The sequence below is a fragment of the Vibrio sp. G-C-1 genome (assembly GCF_021728015.1).
Lineage (GTDB): Bacteria > Pseudomonadota > Gammaproteobacteria > Enterobacterales > Vibrionaceae > Vibrio > Vibrio splendidus.
Map to the genome: position 1 here is coordinate 11,565 of NZ_JAKKCR010000018.1, position 15,713 is coordinate 27,277.

The window sequence follows — 15,713 nt, forward strand, 5'->3', positions numbered from 1 at the left end:
ATTAATTTCATATATCACAAGGATATGGTAGTGAACGTCAATGCTAGGCTTACTAAAAAAACTCTGATTGCTACGTCCGTAGCGTCTATTTTACTTTCTGGTTGTGGGAGCGATAGTGGTTCTTCAGATAGTTCATCAAATGAGGGGGCAGTACAGAAAGACGCGTTAATTTCTACGTTAACTCTCCCTGTTGGTGATTCGGAATGCACTAATGGTGGCTTGAAAGTTATTGCTGGTTACGATGATAACGAAAATAACGTACTAGAAGATAGTGAACATGTTTCCAACAAAACTATTTGTCACGATGGGACAAATAATACCCAGCAAGAAGGTAGCGATATCTTCAATCAAGCTCTAGTGTCGGTTGCTTTAATAGCTAAAACGGACACCAGATGTGATGCAGGAGGGCAACTTGTTACTCTTGGGGTAGATACTAACAATAATAGTATTCTTGATAGCAGCGAAGTTCAGTCATCAGAAGTATTGTGTAGTATCGGGGCAGATTTCGCGCCAAGTGCCGTAATCAACTCAATTACAGCTAATCCGGCCATCGTTGCTGCAAGTGCACAAACAACGCTAACTGCAACCATCAGTAACCTTCAGTCGAATGATAAAGTCACTTGGTATAACGAAAATGGTGATGAATTAACGACATCCGATCCGCTCCAAGTCACCATTCAGGCGGGTGCTGCAGTCGGCCAAGAGAAGTATCAACTCAGCATTGAAACGACCAACGATCAAGGTCAAACCGTACTACAAACCAAAGAGATCATCATCACCGTCGCGGAAGCTCCTGCGCCAACACAGTCTGTCGTTCTCGACAGCCAACAAGTGTTCTTACCTGAAGGTTATACAACCAGTGCTCTTACTGGTGATGTAACAGGTACTATTATCTACGCTGAGCCTGTGACTACCGCAGCGGCCGCTTCGACAAGAAGCTCACTTCCAACACCAGATAACACTGAACTTGCAGGGTTTGTTGCAGAGAGAGGGGCATTAACGGGACAAACAACAGCTCAAGAAATCCTTGTTGCTGGTGTTAGTGCTTTTGCATCTGAACTAAATAGTGCCCAAGTTGTACAAACCTCTCTAACCACTTTGGAAAATGGTGATGTTAATGCAACCTACAAAATCACATTACGAACTGGGTTAAAACTCACGGACATTCTGAATACTCTAATAAATCAAGTAGCAGTGAATAAAGTTGGGGGGACAGCAAGTGCCCTGGTTCCTGCTGCTTCTGAAGTAATACAAACTGAGTACCAACTTGATATTACAACTAGCTACAACAAGGTTGCAGACAGTGCAGTTATTACCAGTACATTGGTGCAGAACGACAAGGTTTTGAATTACTCAGATCTGATTGTCTCAACGACATCGGAAAGTATCCAAGCATCTAAAGATGCAACACTGCAACTGCAAAATGACACGTTTACCGCTCTTGATCAAACGACTTCTAAAGCAGATTTCCTATTTGTCATTGATAATTCAGGCAGCATGGGTAATGAGCAGCAAGCGATCAGTGATTTGACTGTAGCCTTTACTGACACAATTCAAAACGCGGGTGTGGATTTCATGGTTGGTACCATTACAACAGATTCAGATGAACTGCGTGGGAATGGGTTTACTAATGACTTAGTCCAAATTGCTGAAGATTTTAAACCTGGTACCAGAGGGAGCGCTACGGAACGTGGGATATATTACTCTGAACTTGCACTCCAAACCGATGGAACTGCAGAACTCGCAGGATACCCAAGATCTGGCGCTTCACTATCAGTCGTCATCATGAGTGATGAACCCAGTCAATACAAACAGTACAACACTTCAGAGTTTGATCCAAACAACAACTTATTCCTTGATAACGGCTATCGAGTTTACTCTATTGTCGACCCATCAGATGCGGCTCGCAGCCAATATGATGACCTTGCTATATCTACTCTAGGTAAGACCTTGAATATCAATGTTACTTCTGAGTACAAGGCGTTTGTTGAGGTGATGGCCCAAAATGCTGGGGCTTCAAGTGCTGGCTATAAGCTTTCTAAAGCTGAAGCACAACATATTCTTTCATCATCGATTCTAGTCACCGTTAACGGCACGAAAGTAAACCGTAACTCTTCGAACGGTTGGCAATATTACCCACTATCTGAGTCTATCGTATTTACAGGGGCAGCTATTCCGACACAAGGCGCTGATATTGTGATTGCTTATCAATATGTAGATGACGCAAAGTAACTATTAGTCCATAAACGAAAGGGCGATAGAATTTAATTCTACCGCCCTTTCGTTTACTCGTTCACTTTTTAACAAAGCACTAAAAGCGGCCTTGATAAGTAAATTGGTATTTACCTTGGCTATCAGGATTGCCCAACCACTTAAGTTGACTCTGCATCGCAGGCGGGAATTCAGCGCCCGGCTTAAACCATGCCGCCGAGGTGTAGCTTTGATTCGGCGTTACGCTCGCCGAGAACTCACTGTCCACTTGAACGCTCTTCTGAGCGCCTTTGGCTGCAATAGTACTGTCTTCACAAGTAATATCCGCAATCACAGGGCCAAGATCTAACGAACCCACTGGCGAGTCGACAGCTGCACCAGACCAAGCAAGCGTACCTTCGCCCGATTGGCACCAAGGTTGAGCATGAACCGCATGTTTGATCGTCAGTTCAACTTGTCCTGCAATAGACACTGGCACTGGGATAGCAGGCGCATATTTCATCACGTTGCTGGCTGGCATTGATGCCACTAAGTTTTCCGCATAAGCACCGCTCATGCTATACCCGACACGTCCTTTACCTGATAAGTTCATGTCGCTGTTACGGCCAAAGCGAACCGCAAGTTCTGCTTTGGCTTGGAATAGTTTAGAGAACTGGAAGTCCCACTGCACTGAGCCGTAATTGACACGCTGCCACGCAATATTGTTAGCGCGACCTTGCCAAACTGTGCCCTCAACGCCTTCAATGCTTAAACCACGCACGACGGGTGCATGCTTGAGAGCAAAAGCGGCAGGCAAATGCAGCAACAAGCTTACCGAGAAAAAAACGATAAAAATGACGCTGAATAACAGGCCATATTTGAAAGATAAACCGCGTTTCACATTAACCTCGTTTAAACTGTAGTCGGTTGATCTCAATAACCCCAGGACTATCAGAGCGATCAATATCCATAAACTCAACCTCAACACCCTGCTTTTCTTTCAGGTATGTCAGCCAGTCAACGAACTTATTAAATGGCACAGGCTTAATCCAAACTTGCAGCATCTCACCGCGTGGTTGCACGCGTATCAGCTCGATGTTAAAACGGCGCATAGAAGCAGGCACAGATTGGTTCAAAGGCTGACTGGCACTGATGCCGCCGCTGCCTCGTAGTTCAACCACTTGATTGGCTTTGTCGGTTACCCAAGCAAGAAGTTGCTTCTCACTTTGAATGCGGCTTTGTGCAAGCTCGGCTCGTTGGCTAAGTGGTTGTATTAATCCCCAATAGACAACGCCCAGTATCAATAAAATAGAACAACCAATGACTAATCGTTGTTCCCGCTGACTTATTGAAGTCCACCACGCTTGGAGTGGTTCAATCATATTTCTCATCACTGATCTCCTTACGCAGGTTATTGATGGGGTTTAAGAGTAAAACTGCCAAATACGGCATCGCCATTACGGTTCAATGGCCCTTGCTCAACGACAAACTTCTCTTCGAGCTTCACCCTTGCGGTCTCAAAGTGTTGGAAGTCAGAACTTTTAGCCTGCAGTCGAACCTCAGAACGGTTGCCATCGTAGCGAATGCTTTCAACTTCGATCGTCTTCACTTGCCCTAAGGTTTCAGGCAGCAAAGCTAACCAACCAAGTAAAGAATCACCTTCGCCTGAACCACCGTATTTCTTAGCTTCATCATTCATCTGACGCTTAAGGTAGCTTACTGTCGGAATTCGTTGCTTACCTGGCAGCACAGCTCTAAAAATACGTTCACTCTCAGCTCTGTAAGCTTCGGCTTGCGCTTCATACTGCTGAACCTTCAACACTTGTTGAGTCACAATCACAGCCACCAGCAAACAAGCAGCAATCGCGACTTTCTGCCATACGCGCCAATATTTACTGAATGAAGATTTGGTTTTAAAGGTGCCAGTCAGTAAATTTACGCCGCTTGTGATCGCTTGTTGGCTCAACAAAGACATCACCAATTCCGCAGGCTTTGCTTGCCACTCGAGACCGCTTTGCTGTTGAACGTCGTCGCTCGGCATCGCGGTATAGCTGAAGATAGTCGTCGCTTGCTCTTCCTCACCAGCAGCAACCCAATCACTTTGCAAAAACATCGGTAACCATGCTTCGCTGATTGATACGGCTTGATAGTTACCTTGACGTAATAACCAATGTTGGTCGATCTGTAATGCACTGATGCCTTGATCTTCCAAAGGCACGGCTAGTGTATCTGGTAGCACCTTACGGAAGATTATATTGGCTTCGCGAAACAGGTCTAAAGCTTGTTTTAACCATTCACGATCCACACCACACACGGTAGCGTGAGTGGCATCTTTATCTAAAATAGTCAGGTGTAAGTCTTCGATATCTTGTGCGACTTCGTCTTCTAATAAGAACGGCAGCATAGAATCAAACTGGCGAGCAGCACCTTTCGGGATCTCAACACGCTTAATTAAGCATTCACTTCCCGGCAATAAAGCGATACAGCTGCGCTTTTCAGCGTAAGGCGTTAACTCGTCAAGCTGTTCCCAGCTAGACAGTTCACCGCTTGCTATCACTTCTTGTTGGCTTGTCGACCAAACTAACCACTGCACAGGGCTTTGTGGTTCGCTACTCAGTCGAACGGTCAGAAACTCGCTCACTGATTCCTCCAAAACGACGGCGTACTACCGTCACTGTTTCTCGATTACTACTATAGAAAAGCGTCCGTATACGTACACGTGACTGCTCAACTAATACCTCTGCATCTAGCTCAAAATAGGCGCTATCTACAGTTAAATATGCTTTCGCTTTCTTGCTGACTTCGGCACTTACACCAACAATGGCAGGTTCAGCCATGAAAGCATCTACCGTATCCCAGCCATCAAATGGGCGTTTGTCTATCAGCTGTTTGGCATCCGATTCACTTAAGCCTGGCGCAAACATCGCTTCCAATAAAGGCGCTTGTTTTTCCGAGAGTGTATTCACATTCAAACGGAAATCATCGGTGGGTAAAGCGCAAACAAATGGGCGAACCTTATTCATCACTTCACCAGTGACCTGATAAACCGCTCGTAGCTCGGATTCATCGGCCATTAAGCCATTCGCCGCCAAATAAGAGGGCTTCATCGCTTCATACGTGCTGTCTTCTACGCCAGACGAAGAGGTGGTTCGTGTATCCGCATCAACAAATTCCCACGTTGAATTTGCGATAACCTCAGCTTGATAAGGCTCAACGTCTTGGTTTTCCAATAAGGTTTGCCAAACCGTGATTAAATAAGGAGTCTGGTTACTTGAAGTGGTCGCCACTCCGGCTAAGGCATTAAGATTAAAACATGCCTGAGCATCAACAATGCGGCCCTTAACTTGGCCATAATCCAATGGGTATACCTGCTCTTCTAACGCCCATGGTTGGCTTAGGTTCACGGTATCACTGTCTTTGTAACTTTGCCTAATACCGTCTTGCACAAGCGCTTCTACACCAATGCTGTACCAATAAGCCTGTTGGTAATTCAGTTGATTACCAACGCGTTTAAATTGTGTAAACAAACGCTCGGACATGCTGCCAGCAATGGTTGCCATGATCGCCAATAGCATCAAAATAATGATCAGCGCGACACCACGCTGCTTGCGCCCTAGAACAGGTATGCTCGCTGCACGCTTGTTAGTTCGATGAGTCATTATTCCCCTCATTACTACCTGAAGAGTCACTGTTTGAAGAATCATCGGCCTGATCTAGAGTGCCACCGGGAGTGAGATAAACACGCTCTATCTCACCATAGTCTTTTAGTGTCAGCTTGAGCCTCACTGCTTTCGGCAGTGATTTATCGGTTTGCCACTCTTTCCCCCAGCGGCTTCCGTCATAAAACTCGAATTCCAAGCTTTCAACATCATCAAGCAGAGGGGTAATCACACCTTCTTGGCCTGCAGGGGTATCGGGATAACGCCACCATACACGCTCAAGTGTTTCTTCTTTAATGCGGTAACCAACCTTCGTGACTTCACCGCGAGGAAACTGTTGTTGTGGGTTGTGCCAACCTAGGCGAGTAAACATGATGCCTACACTGTCAGAATCCAATAAATACTCTTTCATTAAGATCAGCTTAGATGATGCTTCTTCACCGTTGGTACGAAATTTTCGCACCGCCATCTGGCGAAAATCATTATCTAAAATGACTAAACTGCGTTGCAGTTGGTTCAAACGAGCACTGCGCTCAATAGAGATCTCGTTGCTTCGCTGTACCTGATTAACCACCTGATAAGCCGCCATGCTTAACGTGGCAAAGATAGCGATCGAGACCAAGACTTCTATTAGGGTAAAGCCTCTCCCTTTGGAAGATAGACCTTGTTTACGCGGCGTACGCTTATTTGCCGACATGCTCTTACTTAGCGACACGCTCTTAGTTAGCGAGCTGTTCTTAATTGACAACATGTTCTTAGTTAACCGCACGCTCTTAGTTGACCACACGCTTTTAATTGACCACATAACTGCGCACCGTAACGACTGGAGACGCTTTCTTACTGGTTGCCGCACTCACATCAAACGCCTTTAATAAATCATCGCTGGTATCGATAGGGGTAATCTTCCAGAACCACTCTCTTCCCGCTAACTCTTGCGTGCCCTGTGCTTTTTTAAGCTTCTCAGGATGTAGCATGACTAGGGCCATTTGATTATCAACGACCATCGCCGCGAAGGTTTTTTCTTCGAGATAACTGAGCGTATTGATGTGCTGGGTGACAGCACGAATCACACTGATCGCCGCCGTAGCGAAGATAGCCAGCGCAACCAATACTTCAAGCAGAGTCATTCCTCGTGAACCAAGAGGCATACCACGAGAACGATAAGGAGAACGGTTATTCTTCTTCATCTTCTTCTCCCGGCTCGAGTAATCGAATCACACCATTATCCAATACTCGAATGCGCCAACCATCTTGTATGGTGTCACCGGTATTTGGGTAAAACGACAGTACAAATGGCGTCATTTCAGCACTCGACAAGATGTAGACCTGTGGTGGCTTGGGCTTCTTTTCCTCTTCCAGATCCGCAAACATGTCTTCATCAAATAAGCTTCCCGGATTAAAAAGACGATCATCGTCTTCCCACGCGCCACCACCTAATGTCAGCGACAGTGCCAGTTCTTCCGGTAATTCAGTTGAAGAAGGGATCTTTTCGAACTCCGTTTCTTGCCAGCCATCAGACTTCAAAGTCATCAGAACGTAAGTCGATTTTTTTTCATCAACACGAACACCAAAATCTAAGCCACTCAAAATAGCCTCTTCATTGAGTAGCTGAATTCGCTGATAAAAGCTTTGAGCGTATTTTTTGGCGACATCTTTGCTATTGGTAGGGATGGTCGAGATCACCGCGACCGCCGATACTGACAGTAATACCAACACCAAAAGAATCTCAATCAAGGTGAAACCTGGCTGTGTTTGCTTAGTTTTCACCTTGTAGACTCCATTTTTTGCGTACTACCATCAATAACGTATCAAGCGACAATGACGTATCAAGCAACGATAACGAATCAAACAACAGGAACGTATCAACCGACAACAAGCCGAAGCTTATTGGAAGTCCTGCATGTTCCAGTTGCCAATATCCGCAGCAATACCTTCACCACCTTCTTGACCATCTGCGCCAAGAGTAAAGATATCAATTGTGCCGTTATCACCAGGACTTAGGTATTGGTACTCATTGCCCCATGGGTCGTTAGGTAGACGCTTGATGTAACCGCCGTCTCGGTAGTTACGAGGCTCTGGGCTGCTTGGCTTTGTCACCAACCCGTCAAGGCCTTGATCCGTTGTTGGGTACACGCTGTTATCCAGCTTGTACATGTCGAGCGCGTTCTCTAGCGCCACGATATCAGTGATGGCTTTTTGTTGATCCGCCTTCTCTTTGTTGCCCAACAGGTTAGGTACAACAAAACTTGCTAGAACACCAAGGATAACGACAACAACCATGACTTCTAATAGGGTAAAGCCTGACTGTTTTTTCATTTTATTTTTCATTATTTTCTCCAAATTACAGATAGCGAGTTAAGGGGAATGATGTCCTTCTTCTCGATAATCCAAAAACTAACGTCTGATGAGCGGCAGGTTAACCACTCATCAAATTGTTCATTTCAAGCATTGGCATCAGCGTCGCCATCACGATAAACAGCACTAAGCCAGCCATCAACGCAATAAGCGCTGGGGTAAAAATGCCTAACGCGATATTAACCGTCGATTCAAAGCTTTGATCCTGGTTATCTGCCGCTCTTGTCAGCATCTGTTCCAATTGGCCACTCTGCTCACCACTGGCGATCATATGCAGCATCATCGGGGGAAAGAGTTTGGTTTGATCAAGCGCTTTACGCAGGCTTGCCCCTTCTCTAACGCTATCTGATGCCTGTAATACTTGTTGTTTCACATGATGATTCGACATCACATCTACCGCGACCTTCATCCCTTCAAGGATAGGAATCGCACTAGAGGTACAGATAGAAAGTGTTCGTGCAAAGCGAGAGGTGTTGATCCCTTTCGCTATCTTGCCGATCAGCGGGATGCTCAATAATTTGCGATCCCAGCTCATGCGAACGCCCGGCTTTTTCAGTGCAGTCTTAACCAACACAATCACACCAATGGTCAACACCAGTAATTGGATGCCCCAATTCTGGATAAATTCACTCGATGCTAATAAAAATTGTGTCGACTGAGGAAGCTCTTGTCCCATTTGGATAATAGGCTCAACGATCTTAGGCACTACCGTTGCCAGTAGGAACGACACAATCGTCACCGCAAACACCACCAGCACGATTGGGTAGATCATCGCTTGCAGCAACTTAGAACGCATCTTCTGACGGTTTTCTGCGTAGTCAGCCAATCGTTCCAATACCGCATCGAGGTGTCCTGACTTCTCACCAGCAGCAACCATGGCTCTGAATAGCTCATCGAAGATATGGGGATAATCAGACAAGCTGTCTGCTAACGAATAACCTTCAGTCACCTTAGATCTCACCGCGAGTAGCATGGTGCGAATACGAGGTTTCTCAGACTGTTCGGCAACGGCTTTCAAACACTCTTCCAACGGCATACCAGATTGAACGAGCGTGGATATTTGACGAGTAATAAGCGCAAGATCGGGCGTACTGATGCCGCGTTTAAAGCTGGTCGATGGCTGAGCACCTTTTGCTGTTTTTGCTTTAGCCTCGGTCATCTCAACCGGCATCAAGCCAAGTTCTTTGATTCTTTGGCGAGCCTGACGAGCATTATCTGCTTCAATTGAGCCTTTTTTACTTTTGCCTTTGGCATCCAGTGCTTTGTATTCAAATGCCGCCATACTAGACTTCCTTGGTCACGCGCATCACTTCTTCTAGGGACGTTACCCCTTTCAGAACTTTGCTCAAGCCATCATCTCGAATACTTGGTGTTGTGCCACGAATTGCTTTATCAATCGCCTGCTCACCCGCTTCACTGTGAATCAGCTCTTGTACTGAGTCATCAATCATCAACAGCTCATGAATACCAGTACGACCTCGATAACCCTTATGGCCACACTCTTCACAACCTTTGGCATGGTAAAGCGTCAGGCTTTCTTTCTTCTTCAACCCAAACAGTTTCTTCTGCTCTTTATCGGCTTCATAAGGTTCTTTACATTCGTTACATAAAGTACGAACCAAGCGCTGAGCCAAAACACCCAGCAATGAAGAAGAGATCAAGAAAGGTTCAATGCCCATATCACGCAGACGTGTAATCGCACCGACGGCAGTATTGGTATGCAGAGTCGACATAACTAGGTGACCGGTCAAAGAGGCCTGGACAGCGATCTCTGCGGTCTCCAAGTCACGGATCTCACCAATCATAACCACATCAGGATCTTGACGAAGAATGGCACGTAAACCACGCGCAAAGGTCATATCAACCTTAGGGTTCACTTGTGTTTGACCAATGCCATCGATATCAAATTCGATCGGGTCTTCAACGGTTAAAATGTTTCGTTCATTGCTGTTGAGTTCTTGCAGGCCTGCGTACAGGGTCGTCGATTTACCTGAACCTGTCGGGCCAGTCACCAAGATAATGCCGTGTGGGCGCTGAATCAGCTTACGGAAGTTTTCATGGTTTTCTGCTGTCATACCTAAACTGTGCAAGTCTAGACGAGTGGCGTTTTTGTCCAACAGACGCATTACCACACGCTCACCGTGCGAAGAAGGCATGGTTGAAACACGAACATCAACCGCTCGGCCACCGATACGCAGAGAGATACGGCCATCTTGTGGCACGCGTTTTTCTGCAATATCCAGTTTAGCCATAACCTTGACACGTGAAACCAATAGCGGAGCCAGTTTACGGCTTGGCGCTAGAACATCACGCAGCACACCATCAACTCGGAAACGGATACAAAGTGACTTTTCAAAGGTTTCGATGTGTATATCCGAAGCACCCTCTTTGATCGCCTCACCCAGCATCGCATTGATTAACTTGATGATTGGTGCATCATCTTCTGATTCAAGTAAGTCTTCGTCTTGAGGCAGTTCTTCCGCTAGTGAGAAGAAATCATCACTATCAGCACCAATGTCTTCCATGAGCTGACGAGCTTCTGACGAGTCACGCTGATAAGCATCGGTCAGTTTTTTATCAAACTCATCGAGAGTAATCGCTTGTGGCGTGAAACCATTTTTCACCACTCGACTCACTTCAATGATCGCCGCCGATTTCAGTGGCTCAACATAATAAAGTATCGGTGCGCGCTCTGGATGTTGATACTCCAACACCATCTTATAGCGATTCGCAAAGCTAAACGGCAAGCGCTGATAAGTACGTGCCGCCCCTACCAATTCAGCCATTATTCTTGTTCCATTTGATCGATGAAGGCTTGAATTTCAGCCGGGTGATTCATCTCCGCACCAAATTTAGGCAATACTGGGATATTATCGTCGGCCAATAATTTCAGCCCTTGCTCAGCCTTATACAGTTGCTCCGCACGAATGAAATTGTATTTACGCTGCGTGATACCATCGGCTGTCATACCATCACGAATGATGGTTGGCTTGATGAATACCATTAAATTCTTTTTCTCAACCTGAGTACTGGTGGATTTGAACAGGTGGCCTAGAAAAGGGATATCACCCAAGAACGGTACCTTAGATTCACTTTCCAATGCACGCTCATCAATCAAGCCACCAAGTACCAGCATTTGACCATCTTGAACAATCACTGACGTATTTAGCTGACGCTTAGCAAAACGAACATCTACTGCCCCGTTTGCACCTAGTACGTTCGATACTTCTTGTTCTATTTGTAGCTGGACCGAGTCGCCTTCATTGATTTGTGGCACTACTTTCAGCTTGATACCCACTTCTTTACGTTCAACGGTTTGGAATGGGTTATCGTTGCTTGAACCTGCGGTCGAGCCAGTTAAAACAGGCACCTCTTCACCCACAATGAACGACGCTTCGCCGTTATCCATCACAGTGATACTTGGAGAAGATAGGATATTTGAATTTGAATCGGTCGCTACTGCACTGATCAAGGCAGTCCAGTCACCCATTACCACGCTCATTGCCGCGCCGTTCACGCCAGAAAGAGCAGAAGCTAAAGTTGAGTAGTCACCTTCTTTCGTAACGGTATTAAAACCAGTCACATTACCATTATCATCTGTTATGGTTGTGGTTTCCTCACTATCTTTTGCTTCTTCCAAACCAACCATTACGCCGCCAATCGATGCACCAGTGTTGCTGTACTGAATCATGGCACCCGTTTCTAGGTTACCCCATTGCACACCAAGATTAACACCGTCACCTTCTGCCATCTCGACAATCAGGGCTTCAATCAAGACTTGAGCACGACGAATATCCAACTGTGCGATCACATCCTGCAGCGCGTTCATAATATCCGGCTGAGCGGTAATAACCAGAGAGTTGGTATCGCTGTGAGCGGAGATCATCACTTGGTTACGTTGCGATGAACTTCCTTTGGTTGAAGATTGCTTCTCTGATTGCAGGTTATCCGACACGCCTTTCAGCACATCAACTAAATCTTCTGCTTTTGCGTATTTAAGGTAAATAACTTGGTTATTGCCCTTGGTTGCCATTTCAACATCAAGCTGTTCAATCAGCCTTCTTAAACGGCTACGTACCTTAGGGTCGCCTGAGATAAGAATCGCATTGGTACGCTCATCAGCAACTAATTTAGGTTGTAAGAAGGCAGGTGTATTTTTAGCATCTGTGGTTTTGCTTAACGCATCAACGATACGTACCATTTCTGCCGCAGAAGCATTCTTTAGCTCAACGACTTCAATCTCTTTATCACCCGCTTGGTCAACGCGCTTGATGATCTCGGCTAAACGATTAACAACGGCTGCACGGCCAGTAATTAGAATGATATTCGCAGGGTCGTAATGCACAACGTTACCCGCACCTGCATTGTCATTCAGCTGGCGAAGCAGAGGAGAAAGTTCACGCACCGAGACATTACGAACCGTTACAACACGTGTCACCACGTTGTCGCCTTTGATCGTATCACTGTCTCCAACGACTGGAATTGCCGATGTTTTCGAATCCTTGGCCTTGATGATCTTAAGAACACCCGAGTCCATTTCGACAACCGCGTAGCCATACACTTCCAATACGTTTAGGAAGAAGCTGTAATATTGCTCTTCATTGAGTACGTCGTAGCTGCGTACATCGATTTTTCCGCGCACCGAAGGGTCAACGATGATCGTCTTCTCTAGGTTACGACCAACAATATTAATAAACTCTTGAATATCAGTGCCTTTAAAGCTGGCACTAAAATCACTCGCGATGGCTGCGGGTGTGCAGATTAAGCTTCCTGCCAATAACCATGCACTTTTCTTAAACCAATGCTTCACGTACTTCTCCTACACTTTCGTCCTTCGTTAGACGCAAAGTTTTAAAATTCAATAAACACTTCATGTTGTTGACCATCTCTCTCGACGACGAGGTTTAGCTCTGTCAGCTCTGAGATAGAACGGAATATGTTGCCCATAGCAGCAGGGTCTGTCAGGTCTTGTCCATTTAACTGAGTGGCAATATCTCCGTTTTGGAGCCCAACAGAGTTAAAAAGTTCTGAATCTTTGCCAGGGCTCACACGATAACCAATCACTTTATCGTCGCGTTTCACCTGAGACAGTCGAACATATTGGAAGATTTGTTGCGGATCTTTCATTATCTTCGCTTTAATTTCATCTAGCTTCTCTTCTGCAGAAGCTGGGTTGTTGCCACGCACAGAAGAAGAGGTACGAGGTGGCGCAGGCGCTGATACAGACAAACGCTTGTACTCAATACCTTCAAGCATCAGGGTTTCGTCTCGCCCAGAGTTATCGATGATCACACGATCGACCAATACGGCCTTGAGCTTAGCTCTAGTGCCTTCAATCTCTTCGTTAATTCCGTAGGTCGCTTGTGTGCCGCGATTGGCAATCACAGCCAAGCTCAGTTTTGGATTAGAACTGGCTACTGCACCCACCAAAACGAGATTCAGTCGCGTCTTTGGCGCATCTTGGATAACTTGCTGCTCAACCACAGCAGGCGTGGTTGGGTTATAAGCACCAAACATGTTGCTCTGCTGCAAAGAAGAGATATCAAGAGTCGATTGAGGCGTTGAAGACGAGGAAGCCGTTGCTACCCATGGCACCACGGTTTGCTCAGCAGGTTCAATAAACCATGCAAGCTGTCCTAAAATCCATGCGGAAGCTGCGATCAACACACAACAAAGAACAAGGCTCAGTTTCTGCTGGAGTAAAAATCCATTCTCTAAAAATCGGCTCAGCACCGGAGAGTTATCCATGCGAAGTTTGAGCTCTAAAAAGTTCACGTTCCCTAACCCTTTCTATAACGAATAAAGCTGTAACCTACTAAACTATCAGCTTTTTTGTTCATACATTCTGTTCCAGCTTATTAAAAGCATAAGATCCTGAACTATATCATAGCAAATCTATAAATCGGCATTACCTGAGCTATTTTGTAATCTTCCTTGAAAAAAAAGCCAATCGCCTCCACATAAGCTTCTACTAAATGTGATAAGCGTCATCAAACAAAATAAGTTGCATACTGTGAATAACAGTTAAACCGCATTCATTTCTAACTGAAAAGGCACTGTCCTATATGAAAACGACTAATGAAGCTGTCAGACTCGATAAATGGTTGTGGGCAGCACGCTTTTATAAAACTCGTTCAATTGCTCGCAACATGGTCGATGGTGGCAAAGTCCACTATAATGGTCAGCGCAGTAAACCCAGCAAAATCGTAGAACTTGGGGCAGTGGTTACCCTGCGCCAAGGGAATGAAGAAAAGACGGTCACCATAGAGAAAATATCCGCACACCGCGGCGGGGCGCCAGTCGCTCAAACCCTCTATGAAGAAACCACCGAAAGCTTGGCAAAAAGAGAAGAGTTTGCACAACAACGCAAGCTAAATGCTCATAGCCCAGCACCAGAACGTCGCCCAGATAAAAAGCAACGTCGTGACATCATCAAGTTCAAGACTCAATAAGCTAGAAGGAATAGCCAAATGGCAGACCCAATGTCTACAAGTAATGTTTTAAATCGCTACCTATTTGAAGACCTATCAGTACGTGGTGAATTGGTACAGATGGACGAAGCGTACCAACAGATTATTTCTAGCAAGGAATACCCAGCTCCAGTACAAAAGCTGTTGGGTGAGCTACTGGTTTCAACGACGCTACTAACGGCGACGCTAAAGTTTGAAGGTTCTATCACGATGCAACTGCAAGGTGATGGTCCAGTATCTCTCGCTGTTATTAATGGCGATAACGATCAGAAGATTCGTGGTGTTGCGCGCTTTGACGGTGATATTGCTGACGACGCTGGCCTGCACGACCTTATAGGTAAAGGCCACCTAGTAATCACTATCGATCCTAAAAAAGGTGAGCGTTACCAAGGTATCGTTGGTCTTGAAGGTGACACTCTAGCTGAAGTCCTTGAAGGTTACTTCGCAAACTCTGAACAGCTAAAGACTCGTCTATGGCTACGTACGGGTGAACATGAAGGCAAAGCACACGCTGCAGGTATGCTACTGCAGGTTATGCCAGACGGTACCGGTACGCCAGATGACTTCGAGCACCTAGAGCAGTTAACTGACACGGTTAAAAACGAAGAGCTGTTCTCTCTAGAAGCGAATGATTTGTTGTACCGCCTATATAACCAAGAGAAGGTTCAGGTATTTACCCCTCAACCTGTCGAGTTCTTCTGTGGTTGTTCTCGTGAACGCAGTGGTGCCGCTATCATTACCGTTGCTCAAGAGGAGATCTACGACATCCTGAGTACGGAAGGTAGTGTTGCTCTTCACTGTGATTACTGTGGCACAAACTACTCGTTCGATAAGGGCGACGTTGATGCACTGTACGCAGAAGCAGCAGATAAAGGCGACAATACGGTTCATTAATTTACAGCGTACCAAAAACACGTAATTTACCCCAAAAAGGTCAGCACTAAGCTGGCCTTTTTTGTGATCAAAATAGCGCAAAGCCCGTAACATCTCGTAATAAAATCACCGCTTAATTTTAATCAATTAATAATGTTCTCGCCCC

The 15,713-nt window shown here is 45.7% G+C and carries 15 protein-coding genes; 3 read left to right on the forward strand and 12 right to left on the reverse strand.

The genetic code is table 11. The features are described 5' to 3' along the window. Positions 1-24 precede the first annotated feature (24 nt). Positions 25-2,232 (forward strand): VWA domain-containing protein, encoded by a 2,208-nt coding sequence (locus tag L3V36_RS21275; protein ID WP_102448464.1) that lies wholly within the window; start codon positions 25-27, stop codon positions 2,230-2,232. Positions 2,233-2,311: 79 nt separating this feature from the next. On the opposite strand, the gene L3V36_RS21280 is transcribed toward L3V36_RS21275, so the two are convergent. From L3V36_RS21280 to gspC, 12 genes are all read right to left on the reverse strand, one after another. Beyond that, positions 2,312-3,091: a type II secretion system protein N gene (locus L3V36_RS21280; protein WP_102448463.1), complete on the reverse strand. Its 780-nt coding sequence runs from the start codon at positions 3,089-3,091 to the stop codon at positions 2,312-2,314. Position 3,092: 1 nt separating this feature from the next. Next, positions 3,093-3,581 (reverse strand): type II secretion system protein M, encoded by a 489-nt coding sequence (locus tag L3V36_RS21285; protein ID WP_017081685.1) that lies wholly within the window; start codon positions 3,579-3,581, stop codon positions 3,093-3,095. A 20-nt stretch (positions 3,582-3,601) separates the two neighbouring features. Next, positions 3,602-4,831 (reverse strand): type II secretion system protein GspL, encoded by a 1,230-nt coding sequence (gene gspL / locus L3V36_RS21290; RefSeq protein ID WP_102448462.1) that lies wholly within the window; start codon positions 4,829-4,831, stop codon positions 3,602-3,604. Further along, positions 4,800-5,849 (reverse strand): type II secretion system minor pseudopilin GspK, encoded by a 1,050-nt coding sequence (gene gspK / locus L3V36_RS21295; protein ID WP_102448461.1) that lies wholly within the window; start codon positions 5,847-5,849, stop codon positions 4,800-4,802. The genes gspL and gspK overlap by 32 nt, the downstream gene beginning before the upstream one ends. After that, the gene (gene gspJ / locus L3V36_RS21300) at positions 5,833-6,600 is read right to left on the reverse strand and encodes a type II secretion system minor pseudopilin GspJ (protein WP_208775649.1); all 768 of its coding nucleotides are present in this window, start codon (positions 6,598-6,600) and stop codon (positions 5,833-5,835) included. Before gspJ ends, gspK begins: the two co-directional genes overlap by 17 nt. Positions 6,601-6,640: 40 nt before the next feature. Then, positions 6,641-7,036 carry a type II secretion system minor pseudopilin GspI gene (gene gspI, locus L3V36_RS21305; RefSeq protein WP_017086958.1) on the reverse strand — a complete coding sequence of 132 codons (396 nt, stop codon included), beginning with the start codon at positions 7,034-7,036 and terminating at the stop codon, positions 6,641-6,643. Continuing rightward, positions 7,023-7,616, reverse strand: a complete 594-nt coding sequence (gene gspH, locus L3V36_RS21310) for a type II secretion system minor pseudopilin GspH (RefSeq protein ID WP_081230936.1) — start codon at positions 7,614-7,616, stop codon at positions 7,023-7,025. The genes gspI and gspH overlap by 14 nt, the downstream gene beginning before the upstream one ends. 117 nt (positions 7,617-7,733) lie before the next feature. Next, positions 7,734-8,177: a type II secretion system major pseudopilin GspG gene (gene gspG, locus L3V36_RS21315; RefSeq protein WP_004735601.1), complete on the reverse strand. Its 444-nt coding sequence runs from the start codon at positions 8,175-8,177 to the stop codon at positions 7,734-7,736. Positions 8,178-8,265: 88 nt separating this feature from the next. Next, positions 8,266-9,486 (reverse strand): type II secretion system inner membrane protein GspF, encoded by a 1,221-nt coding sequence (gene gspF, locus L3V36_RS21320; protein WP_004735600.1) that lies wholly within the window; start codon positions 9,484-9,486, stop codon positions 8,266-8,268. Position 9,487: 1 nt separating this feature from the next. Continuing rightward, entirely contained in the window at positions 9,488-10,990 is a 1,503-nt protein-coding gene (gspE, locus tag L3V36_RS21325) for a type II secretion system ATPase GspE (RefSeq protein WP_004735599.1), read from the reverse strand. After that, complete coding sequence (gene gspD / locus L3V36_RS21330; protein ID WP_102448458.1) at positions 10,990-13,014, reverse strand: type II secretion system secretin GspD; 2,025 nt, start codon at positions 13,012-13,014, stop codon at positions 10,990-10,992. The genes gspE and gspD overlap by 1 nt, the downstream gene beginning before the upstream one ends. A 41-nt stretch (positions 13,015-13,055) precedes the next feature. Continuing rightward, positions 13,056-13,952, reverse strand: coding sequence for a type II secretion system protein GspC (gene gspC, locus L3V36_RS21335; protein ID WP_029222215.1), 897 nt, complete (start codon positions 13,950-13,952; stop codon positions 13,056-13,058). 317 nt (positions 13,953-14,269) lie between these two features. Here gspC and hslR point away from each other — a divergent pair, with 317 nt between their 5' ends. Together hslR and hslO are read left to right on the forward strand one after the other, a co-directional pair. Further along, positions 14,270-14,656: a ribosome-associated heat shock protein Hsp15 gene (hslR, locus tag L3V36_RS21340; RefSeq protein WP_017090220.1), complete on the forward strand. Its 387-nt coding sequence runs from the start codon at positions 14,270-14,272 to the stop codon at positions 14,654-14,656. Between the two features lie 18 nt (positions 14,657-14,674). After that, a complete protein-coding gene (gene hslO / locus L3V36_RS21345) occupies positions 14,675-15,568 on the forward strand; it encodes an Hsp33 family molecular chaperone HslO (RefSeq protein ID WP_017086961.1) in 894 nt (297 codons plus the stop codon). Positions 15,569-15,713 lie beyond the last annotated feature (145 nt).

Bases quoted from the DNA above. Each gene is read 5' to 3' on its own strand.
- L3V36_RS21275 (WP_102448464.1), top strand. From the start codon at position 25: ATGGTAGTGAACGTCAATGCTAGGCTTACTAAAAAAACTCTGATTGCT.
- L3V36_RS21285 (WP_017081685.1), bottom strand. From the start codon at position 3,581: ATGAGAAATATGATTGAACCACTCCAAGCGTGGTGGACTTCAATAAGT.
- gspK (WP_102448461.1), bottom strand. From the start codon at position 5,849: ATGACTCATCGAACTAACAAGCGTGCAGCGAGCATACCTGTTCTAGGG.
- gspJ (WP_208775649.1), bottom strand. From the start codon at position 6,600: ATGTTGTCAATTAAGAACAGCTCGCTAACTAAGAGCGTGTCGCTAAGT.
- gspI (WP_017086958.1), bottom strand. From the start codon at position 7,036: ATGAAGAAGAATAACCGTTCTCCTTATCGTTCTCGTGGTATGCCTCTT.
- gspG (WP_004735601.1), bottom strand. From the start codon at position 8,177: ATGAAAAATAAAATGAAAAAACAGTCAGGCTTTACCCTATTAGAAGTC.
- gspF (WP_004735600.1), bottom strand. From the start codon at position 9,486: ATGGCGGCATTTGAATACAAAGCACTGGATGCCAAAGGCAAAAGTAAA.
- gspE (WP_004735599.1), bottom strand. From the start codon at position 10,990: ATGGCTGAATTGGTAGGGGCGGCACGTACTTATCAGCGCTTGCCGTTT.
- gspC (WP_029222215.1), bottom strand. From the start codon at position 13,952: ATGGATAACTCTCCGGTGCTGAGCCGATTTTTAGAGAATGGATTTTTA.
- hslR (WP_017090220.1), top strand. From the start codon at position 14,270: ATGAAAACGACTAATGAAGCTGTCAGACTCGATAAATGGTTGTGGGCA.
- hslO (WP_017086961.1), top strand. From the start codon at position 14,675: ATGGCAGACCCAATGTCTACAAGTAATGTTTTAAATCGCTACCTATTT.